We start from the raw sequence: 8,381 nt of genomic DNA on the forward strand, positions 1-8,381 counted from the left end.
GCCGCGGGAGCCGAGCGACAGCAGGGCGGCGGTGGCGGTCTCGTCGTCCGCGGCCTCGAAGATGAGGACGCCGTCGTGGGCTCCCAGCGTCCAGTAGACGTCCTTGACCCGGACGCCGAGCTTCTTGACGTGGTCGGTGAATTCCCGCGAGCGCCGGGTGGTGTGCTGGATGTTGCAACACCAATGGGTATTGAAGAGCATAACGAAGATTTTGGTCAGACGCTCGGATATTGGGGTATGTCATCCGGTCCGTATCTTGTGTTGCCGTTATTTGGTCCCTCAAATGTCCGTGATACCGGGGGCTTAATTGTTGACTCGATTACGTCACCTATTTCAAATATTGAAGATGATTCTGCCCGATATGCAGTTATTGGTTTGCAGGCTATCGATACGCGTTCTGGTTTGCTGGAAGCAGAAAAGCTAATTACGGGTGATCGTTATACATTTATCCGTGATGCCTATCTTCAGCGTCGTGAGTTCTCGATCAATGATGGTCAGTCAGAAGACTACGATGACGAAAATTTCTAAGTCGGTTTTGGCTTATTGCATGTTGCTAGCATTAGGTTTAACTTGTTGACTCATGGATCGAAAGCGCCTGCCTTGGGGTGATTTATGAGTCACACCACTCAAAAAATTCTGATTGTTGATCATTCAACAGCACTAATCGACCGTATTTTTGATCTGTTGAATGAGTCCTCAATACTAGATCTGAGAGTATCAACCAGCTTTTCATTGTCTGATGCAAAGGAGAAGCTTGGTGATACGGATTTTGCTCTTGTGATCGCCCGGGTTCCCACAGCAAAGCAGTCACTGTGTCATGATCTGATTGAGCTCCACTCTCCCAACCCTGTTCTGGTTTTGCTGGATGACCCTGATGGTAGTGATGTATTTTCAGCGTTGCGCTTAGGCGCCTCTGATGTATTTGATGTGGTTGACGTTGCTCGACACAGTCAGGCGTTTTTAGACGCAGTCGAGCGTCTTATGGGATGGGCGCGTACGCTTGAAGAGAATCGGTTTTACCGAGAGGAGCTAGAGCAGAGCCTTTCTGAACTTAAAGCTGATCAGCAGGCTGCTTATCATATACAGCGTAATATGATGCCTGCAGAAACCATCGAAATTTGCGGGATTAAGGCTGAGCATCAGATTACCCCTTCGTTATACCTTAGTGGTGACTTTGTTGATGTAGTGCCGGTTGATGACCAGCGTATGGTTTTCTATCTGGCAGATGTCTCAGGGCATGGTGCTTCTTCGGCACTGGTGACCGTTCTGTTGAAGAACATGACGCAGAGTTTGGTGCGTGATTATAAAGATGTATCTCCAGATGAGCTCCCTTCGCTGGGTGATGTTTTGCAACGGATCAATACTGAGTTGTTAGAAACGGGCGTAGGCAAGCATTTGAGCATGTTTCTGGGGGCGATTGACCGAAATAGCGGGTTGTTGCACTATGCGGTCGGTGGGCATCATCCCATGCCGCTTCTGACGGATACGAGAGGGACTCGATATCTCGAAGGGAGAGGGATGCCAGTCGGTCTTTTTGAACAGCCAATCTATGACGAAAGATCAATCGAACTGGAGTCGTCCTTTCAGATAACCTTGTTCTCAGACGGTATTCTTGAGGTCTTGCCACAGAAAGATATCCTGTCCCGCGAAGAGTATGTTCGTGCTGTGGTGGATAATCTGAGAGGTTCCAGTCCGGAGAAGCTGAAGGCAAGTCTGACTGCCAGCTATAGTGGCGAGGCGCCTGACGACATAGCAATCATGACAGTTGTTGGATGGTAAGATGAAAGAGGGTTCTATCTTTTCTGCATGTGTGGACGGGCGCTATATCCTTAAGTTTGTGGGGGATGTGCGGCTGACTCTGTGTGCAACATTGGATTGTCATATCGAGGAGTCTCTGGCGAGTATTGAGGCTCAGGAGATACTAGTTGATCTGACTGAGGCAGAGGGAATTGATAGTACGTCGCTTGGTTTGATCGCTAAGCTGTCCATCAAGGCTTATGCTTTATCGTTACCTAAACCCACCGTTGTTTCGACAAATGAGAATATTACGCGCGTGCTGATGAGTATGGGCTTCGATCATATCTTTGTTCTTATTAGCGAGCTGCCTACTTGTCCAAGTGATCTTAAAAAGTTGTCATTTGTACAGGATTCTGAAGAATCGATCAGGATGCGAATTATAGCGGCTCACCGTATTCTTATTGACCTGAATGACTCTAATCGAGAAGCGTTTAAAGATTTGGTCAAAACGTTAGAGAAAAGCTAAAAATAGGAAAAATTCCTATATACAGTAATGAGCCAGAATCTATAAAATTGATTTCAGGAAATGGGGAAAGCAGAAGGATCTGTCAATTGCCAAGGATGTAATTTCCTCTCACTGCTTACGGAAAAGAGCGGTGACCGGCATGGAACGCTGGGGGAAAAAGCCCGGAGCTCGGAAGCTCACGGGCTTTTTTTTGTCCAAAATTTGCTTATGGACAGAGTTAAAATCTCAAGCGCTTATCAGTAAGTCTATTCAGCGCTTGAGAGGATATTCGTCTTACTGCTGGCTTAGCAGCGTTTCTAGCTTGACCTGGTCAATCGCAAAGGCGCGAATGCCTTGAGCGAGCTTTTCTGTCGCCATCGGGTCTTCGTTCAGCTCCCAGCGGAATGAGGCTTCATCCAATACAACCTTCGTGTCTTTACTGTTTGCTTGGGATGCGGAAAGCTGTTGGGTAAGCGTTGCATTTGTTTCGGAAAGTTCCTGCATTAGTGCAGGCGCGATCGTTAAGCGATCACAGCCGGATAATGCTTGGATTTCACCGATGTTGCGGAAGCTAGCACCCATTACAATCGTGTTGTAATTGTTGGTCTTGAAGTAGTTATAAATGCGAGAGACGGACTGTACGCCGGGATCATTCAGTCCGCTATAGTCCTGAGCATCAGTGTTGGCTTTGTACCAATCCAGAATGCGGCCGACGAACGGTGAAATCAGGTAGGCGCCAGCTTCTGCGCATGCTGCAGCCTGAGCGAAATTAAACAGCAGGGTCAGATTGCAGTTAATGCCTTCCTTCTCAAGCTGGCGTGCAGCTTCAATACCTTCCCAAGTTGAAGCGATTTTAATCAGAATACGCTCTTTGCTGATGCCGGCTTCGTCATACATGCGAATCAGTTTGTGGGCGCGTTCTACAGTCGCTTGGGTATCAAATGACAGACGTGCATCCACTTCCGTCGAGATGCGTCCTGGAATGATGTTCAGAATTTCACGGCCAATAGAAACGGCAAAGCGATCAGTCATATTACCCAGTAGTGCCTGATTATCGCCGCCCTGTTCTTGTGCCCAGGCTTTTGCTTCGGTCAGAAGTGGTGCGTAGTCGGGTAGGGAGGCAGCTTTTAGCAGCAGCGATGGGTTGGTTGTCGCATCTACGGGTTTAAATGTGCGAATGGCCTCTATATCGCCGGTATCGGCAACAACAGTGGTCATTTTTTTTAGTTGATCGAGTTGGCTTTCCATTTCGTATTTGTCCTGCAAAGTTAATCTGGAATTAAATCCAGTGCTTCTTTAAGTGTATTGATGGAAGCACCAGGTTTATGGGCATTTTCGCTCAGGTAGCGACGGAACTGACGTCCGCCGCGCTGTGCATGAAATAGTCCGAGCAAATGCCGTACCACGTGGTTTAAGTACCGGCCATCGTTGAGCTGTGCGTCAATATAAGGCAGCATCGCTTCGATAACGGCTTTTCGCTGCTGTGGTGTTGAATCTGCGTTATACAGTCGGTTGTCGACCTCAGCCATCATGTAAGGGTTCTGATACGCTTCGCGTCCAACCATGACGCCATCGAGCTGCAGCAAATGTTGTTCGCACTCCTCAAGGGTTTTGATGCCGCCATTAATAATGATTTCAAGCTCGGGAAATTCCCGTTTGAGTTGATATACCCATTCATATTTTAACGGCGGAATGTCCCGGTTTTCTTTCGGGCTCAATCCCTGAAGAATGGCTTTGCGGGCATGAACAATGAAGGTTCTGCAGCCTGACTGTTTAACGATGTCCACAAAGTTATGAAGTTCTTCATAGCTGTCCATGTCGTCAATGCCTAAGCGGTGTTTGACTGTCACGGGGATATCAACAACCGATTGCATCTTGTGGAGGCATTCTGCAACTAAATGTGGGTGTGCCATCAGACAAGCGCCGATCATGTTATTCTGCACACGATCGCTTGGGCAGCCGACATTTAGGTTAACTTCATTGTAACCCCAGTCTTCCGCCATTTTTGTACACTGAGTGAGGTCTTCGGGATTGCTGCCACCGAGTTGCAGAGCTACCGGTTGTTCTTTCGGATCAAACTGCAAAAAGCGTGCTTCATCTGCATGAATCAGGGCGCCGGTGGTCACCATTTCAGTGTACAAAACGGCGTGCTGGCTTATCAGGCGGTGGAAGTATCGGCAGTGCCGGTCCGTCCAATCCATCATCGGGGCAACGCAGAAGCGGCGATCCAGTGTATCCCGCGCGGTGTGTGGCTTAGAGCTTGATTCTATAGGGTTATTCAAAGTCGGTTCTACTGCTGTTGTGAGTCTGAGTATTGGGGATACCCGAAGGGTATTGTTCAGACGTAGTCTTAACTCTTAGTAGGATAAAGATATCCAGCTACATTATGGAGTCGATTATACACGTAGGGCCAAATTGATTCGACTTTGCATCCGGCCCGCTATCGGAGGCATACACTGCGGGTGTATCTCCAAATGCCACATTTAAAACTCCTGAAGTATTAACGACACCTTTACCTCAGGCAATCACCTATGTTGGCTTTGATAAGCCCCTGTTTGGGTTAGGCGGTGGCAGCGATGCGTACGGCGCGTCCCTTTTTAAATGGTTCAAGTATCTCTACTTGAAAACCGCAGTGTTGCAGCATAAAGCTAAGATCTTCAGGGGTGTAGCGGTTATGCTCGAGAAAGTGCTGAAAGCTGTCTTCAAGCTGATCGCGCTCAAGTTGGGTGGCGTCTGGGTGTTTGTGGGTGAGATAGCTCTCTAGCGGTTGGCGTACCATATCGATCAGGATGAGGCGGCCGCCGGGTTTAAGCCACTGTTTCACCTGCTTGAACAGCAAGATGGGTTGGTGTAGCTCGTGAATCAGCATATTGGCGATGCAGGTATCAATGCTGCCTTGCTGGAATAGGCTGGAGGGCGCGTTGAGATCGTCGACAATGATATAGCCATTAGAGGGCAGTTCCACCATCCGCTCCAGCATGTAGGGTGCACACTCGATACCGGTGGTTGTAAGATCGGGAAAGCGTTGTGCCATCGTTTGGATGAAGAGGCCAATACCTGCGCCCAGATCCACTACGTGCCCGTCGGCTGGCAGGATTTTTTCAGTCCACTGATACCAAAATCGCCAGAAGCTCTCATCGTGATTTCGAGTGTGGCTGTCTTGGGTGCGTTGTGCCGCCAGATGTCCATCACCACCATGGTGAGTGAGTAGATAAGATTGGGTGTGCTCTAACTGAATGCTCATATCGATATATCAGTGAATGCTTATTTAATGTGATTGTATGTGGCTTTAATGCTGCATGCTATAACTGATTTTTTCCTTGAGATGTTCTGGGTAGTCGTTTTAGTACTTCAGGGTTTTACTTGTATATCTATTGAATTAGAAAGGAGTCGTGATGGAGAAGAATACGGGTTTGATGCGTTTGTATTATGCATCCTGCTATTCGATGAAGGGGATCAAAGCTGCGTTCGCAAATGAGCCTGCTTTTCGATATGAAGTTTATGCCTCCGCAATCTTGTTTCCGCTTGCATGTGTGGTGGCACAAAACGCTTATCAGTTTGCAGCGTTGATTGGGGTTTGTCTGATCGTACTGGCGATGGAATTGCTGAATACAGCCATTGAGGCGATTGTGGATCGTGCAGGCACCGAGTTCCATGCGCTTGCTGGCGTTGCTAAAGATACGGGTTCTGCTGCTGTACTGATGGTTTTATTAGTGGCCGGTTTGGTTTGGGGCGCTGTTCTCTGGGAAAACTACGTCTAATATCAGTGTGTCGCGCGGATTTCTGTTGTGGTATTCGCCGCAACAGTTTTTCCCCTGACAGACTGCAGGTATAATCTCCACTTTCTATTTTTGCATTCGATCAACAAGGACTCCAATGACTGTTCGTACTCGTGTTGCGCCATCTCCAACGGGTGATCCCCACGTTGGTACTGCCTATATCGCTCTGTTTAACCTGGCGTTTGCTCGTCAGCATCAGGGGCAATTTATCCTGCGAATTGAGGATACCGACCAAACCCGCAGTACTGCAGAGTCTGAACAGACTATTTTGGATTCCATGCGTTGGTTGGGTCTGGAGTGGGATGAAGGTCCTGATGTCGGTGGTGAGTTTGGCCCATACCGTCAGAGTGAGCGTAAAGATATCTATGGCGATTACGCGCAGCAGCTGCTGGATTCCGGTAAGGCTTTTTGTTGTTACCGTACCGCTGATGAGTTGAATGAGCTACGTGAAGCGCGCCGCGCATCTGGTAAGCACACTGCGCTGAAGGAAAGTGATCTGGCACTGCCTGATGATGAGGTCGCTCGTCGTCAGTCTGAAGATGCACCGTACGTTGTGCGTATGCGTGTTCCTGAGGAAGAGGGGGCGTGTGTTGTTGATGATATGTTGCGTGGCCCGATCGAGCTGGACTGGGGCATGGTTGACTGCCAGATTCTGCTGAAATCGGATGGTATGCCAACCTATCACCTGGCAAATGTTGTCGATGACCACCTGATGGAGATCACTCACGTTATCCGTGGTGAAGAGTGGATCTCTTCTGCGCCGAAGCACAAGTTATTGTACGAATACTTTGGCTGGGATATGCCGAAGTTGTGTCACATGCCTCTGCTGCGTAACCCGGACAAGTCTAAGCTGTCCAAGCGTAAGAACCCGACCAGCATCCTGTACTACAAGCGCATGGGCTTTATGCCAGAAGCGCTGTTGAACTATTTGGGTCGTATGGGTTGGTCCATGCCGGATGAGCGTGAGAAGTTTACGCGTCAGGAGATGATCGATCACTTTGATATTCAGCGTGTGTCGTTGGGTGGTCCGGTCTTTGATCAGGAGAAGCTGAGTTGGCTTAACGGTACTTGGTTGCGCGAAGACCTTAGTCCGGAAGAGTTTGCACAGCGTTATGTTGATTGGGGTTTAAACCCTGAATATCTGATGCAGATTCTGCCGTTGATCCAGCAGCGTGTAGAAACCTTCTCTGATGTTGCGCCATTGGCGGGTTTCTTCTTGTCGGGTATGCCAAACCTGACGTTGGAGCACTTTGAGCATAAGGCACTTCAGCAGGAAGATGTCAGCCGTATTCTTCAATTTACGGTTTGGTATCTGGACTCTGAGCGTCATTGGTCTAAGGACCGTCTATTCCAGAACCTGAAGCAGGTATCTGAAGCATTGGGATTCAAGTTGCGCGACTTCCTGTTCCCGCTGTTTATTGCGATTGCCGGTACAAATCAAACCGTATCCGTGATGGATTCCATGGAGATTCTGGGCCCGGATATCAGTCGTGCTCGTATGCGTAGTGCATTGAATCTGGTAGGTGGCCCATCTAAGAAGCAGGCGAAGAAGTGGGACAAAGAGTTCCGCGCTCTGACTGAGGCGTTGGGTGTATAAATAGCCCTTACTGCTTGATAAAAAGGCTCATCGTACGATGGGCCTTTTTTGTGTGAGAAATAACTATTTGAAAGTAAAAGAGAATCGCCGGTCGGTTTTTGTAATGAAGCGCTTGACACTGCTGTCAGGCGTGATTAATATACACCTCGTTTTTAGGACGGGGCCTTAGCTCAGCTGGGAGAGCGGTTCGCTGGCAGCGAACAGGTCAGCGGTTCGATCCCGCTAGGCTCCACCACTCCTGAATCCCAATTCATCCGAGATCATCCGTAAGCCAGCAATTTTGCTGGTTTTTTTGTCTATACTCCTTGTTAGTTTGTCCGTTTACGTCCGCTTACATCCGTAAGTTTTGGGGGTAGATGTGGGGGTATATGTATAGTTCTTTACTTTCAATGCCTCAACATACCCCCAATCGCTTTCGGTAATACGCAGGTGATTGCATGAAGTTGACTAATACCCAAATTAAGCAGGCAAAAGCTAGGGAAAAGGACTTTAAGCTGAGTGATGGGCGGGGGCTATATCTGCTGATAACCAAGACCGGTTCAAAGTACTGGCGCTTGAAATATCGTTTTGCAGGTAAAGAGAAGCTGCTTTCCATCGGGGTCTATCCAGAAGTTACCTTAAAAAAGGCTCGTAAGGCGACCACTGAGGCGCGGGAACTGTTGGAACAGGGTATAGACCCGTCGCAGGCTAAAAAATCCAGGAAGGTTGAACTGACGCAAGCGCAGGCCAACAATCTGGAAATGATCGCCCGAGAATGGCACAA

Annotated in this window: 10 protein-coding genes and 1 tRNA gene; 7 read left to right on the forward strand and 4 right to left on the reverse strand. The window is 48.6% G+C overall.

Annotated elements, in window-relative coordinates:
- A partial coding sequence (locus ABYW01_RS08275) for a GYD domain-containing protein (protein WP_372832009.1) occupies positions 1–201 on the reverse strand: 201 nt, incomplete at its 3' end.
- On the opposite strand from ABYW01_RS08275, the gene ABYW01_RS08280 reads away from it, so the two are divergent.
- The 3 genes from ABYW01_RS08280 (at position 184) to ABYW01_RS08290 (ending at position 2,263) form a co-directional block, all read left to right on the forward strand.
- Positions 184–528, forward strand: coding sequence for a VacJ family lipoprotein (locus ABYW01_RS08280; protein WP_372832010.1), 345 nt, complete (start codon positions 184–186; stop codon positions 526–528). The genes ABYW01_RS08275 and ABYW01_RS08280 overlap by 18 nt on opposite strands.
- Before the next feature lie 84 nt (positions 529–612).
- Complete coding sequence (locus ABYW01_RS08285) at positions 613–1,779, forward strand: PP2C family protein-serine/threonine phosphatase (protein WP_372832011.1); 1,167 nt, start codon at positions 613–615, stop codon at positions 1,777–1,779.
- 1 nt (position 1,780) lies between these two features.
- The gene (locus ABYW01_RS08290; RefSeq protein ID WP_370277936.1) at positions 1,781–2,263 is read left to right on the forward strand and encodes an STAS domain-containing protein; all 483 of its coding nucleotides are present in this window, start codon (positions 1,781–1,783) and stop codon (positions 2,261–2,263) included.
- Positions 2,264–2,536: 273 nt separating this feature from the next.
- Here ABYW01_RS08290 and tal read toward each other — a convergent pair whose 3' ends face one another.
- The 3 genes from tal to ABYW01_RS08305 all read right to left on the reverse strand — a co-directional run bounded on the left by tal (position 2,537) and on the right by ABYW01_RS08305 (position 5,486).
- Positions 2,537–3,490, reverse strand: coding sequence for a transaldolase (gene tal / locus ABYW01_RS08295; RefSeq protein ID WP_372832013.1), 954 nt, complete (start codon positions 3,488–3,490; stop codon positions 2,537–2,539).
- 20 nt (positions 3,491–3,510) lie between these two features.
- The gene (gene dusA, locus ABYW01_RS08300; protein ID WP_372832018.1) at positions 3,511–4,446 is read right to left on the reverse strand and encodes a tRNA dihydrouridine(20/20a) synthase DusA; all 936 of its coding nucleotides are present in this window, start codon (positions 4,444–4,446) and stop codon (positions 3,511–3,513) included.
- Positions 4,447–4,802: 356 nt separating this feature from the next.
- Entirely contained in the window at positions 4,803–5,486 is a 684-nt protein-coding gene (locus ABYW01_RS08305) for a methyltransferase domain-containing protein (protein ID WP_372832014.1), read from the reverse strand.
- Between the two features lie 151 nt (positions 5,487–5,637).
- On the opposite strand from ABYW01_RS08305, the gene ABYW01_RS08310 reads away from it, so the two are divergent.
- The 4 genes from ABYW01_RS08310 to ABYW01_RS08325 all read left to right on the forward strand — a co-directional run.
- On the forward strand, positions 5,638–6,003 hold the full coding sequence (locus tag ABYW01_RS08310) for a diacylglycerol kinase (protein ID WP_372832015.1): 366 nt from the start codon (positions 5,638–5,640) through the stop codon (positions 6,001–6,003).
- A 115-nt stretch (positions 6,004–6,118) separates the two neighbouring features.
- Positions 6,119–7,618, forward strand: a complete 1,500-nt coding sequence (gene gltX, locus ABYW01_RS08315; RefSeq protein WP_372832016.1) for a glutamate--tRNA ligase — start codon at positions 6,119–6,121, stop codon at positions 7,616–7,618.
- A 159-nt stretch (positions 7,619–7,777) separates the two neighbouring features.
- A tRNA-Ala gene (locus ABYW01_RS08320) sits at positions 7,778–7,853 on the forward strand.
- A 202-nt stretch (positions 7,854–8,055) separates the two neighbouring features.
- A partial coding sequence (locus ABYW01_RS08325; RefSeq protein ID WP_372832017.1) for an Arm DNA-binding domain-containing protein occupies positions 8,056–8,381 on the forward strand: 326 nt, incomplete at its 3' end.

It is taken from the genome of Pontibacterium sp., from assembly GCF_041587635.1.
In the GTDB taxonomy this organism is placed as follows: domain Bacteria; phylum Pseudomonadota; class Gammaproteobacteria; order Pseudomonadales; family Balneatricaceae; genus Pontibacterium.

Bases quoted from the DNA above. Each gene is read 5' to 3' on its own strand.
- ABYW01_RS08280 (WP_372832010.1), top strand. From the start codon at position 184: ATGGGTATTGAAGAGCATAACGAAGATTTTGGTCAGACGCTCGGATAT.
- ABYW01_RS08285 (WP_372832011.1), top strand. From the start codon at position 613: ATGAGTCACACCACTCAAAAAATTCTGATTGTTGATCATTCAACAGCA.
- ABYW01_RS08290 (WP_370277936.1), top strand. From the start codon at position 1,781: ATGAAAGAGGGTTCTATCTTTTCTGCATGTGTGGACGGGCGCTATATC.
- tal (WP_372832013.1), bottom strand. From the start codon at position 3,490: ATGGAAAGCCAACTCGATCAACTAAAAAAAATGACCACTGTTGTTGCC.
- dusA (WP_372832018.1), bottom strand. From the start codon at position 4,446: ATGATGGATTGGACGGACCGGCACTGCCGATACTTCCACCGCCTGATA.
- ABYW01_RS08305 (WP_372832014.1), bottom strand. From the start codon at position 5,486: ATGAGCATTCAGTTAGAGCACACCCAATCTTATCTACTCACTCACCAT.
- ABYW01_RS08310 (WP_372832015.1), top strand. From the start codon at position 5,638: ATGGAGAAGAATACGGGTTTGATGCGTTTGTATTATGCATCCTGCTAT.
- gltX (WP_372832016.1), top strand. From the start codon at position 6,119: ATGACTGTTCGTACTCGTGTTGCGCCATCTCCAACGGGTGATCCCCAC.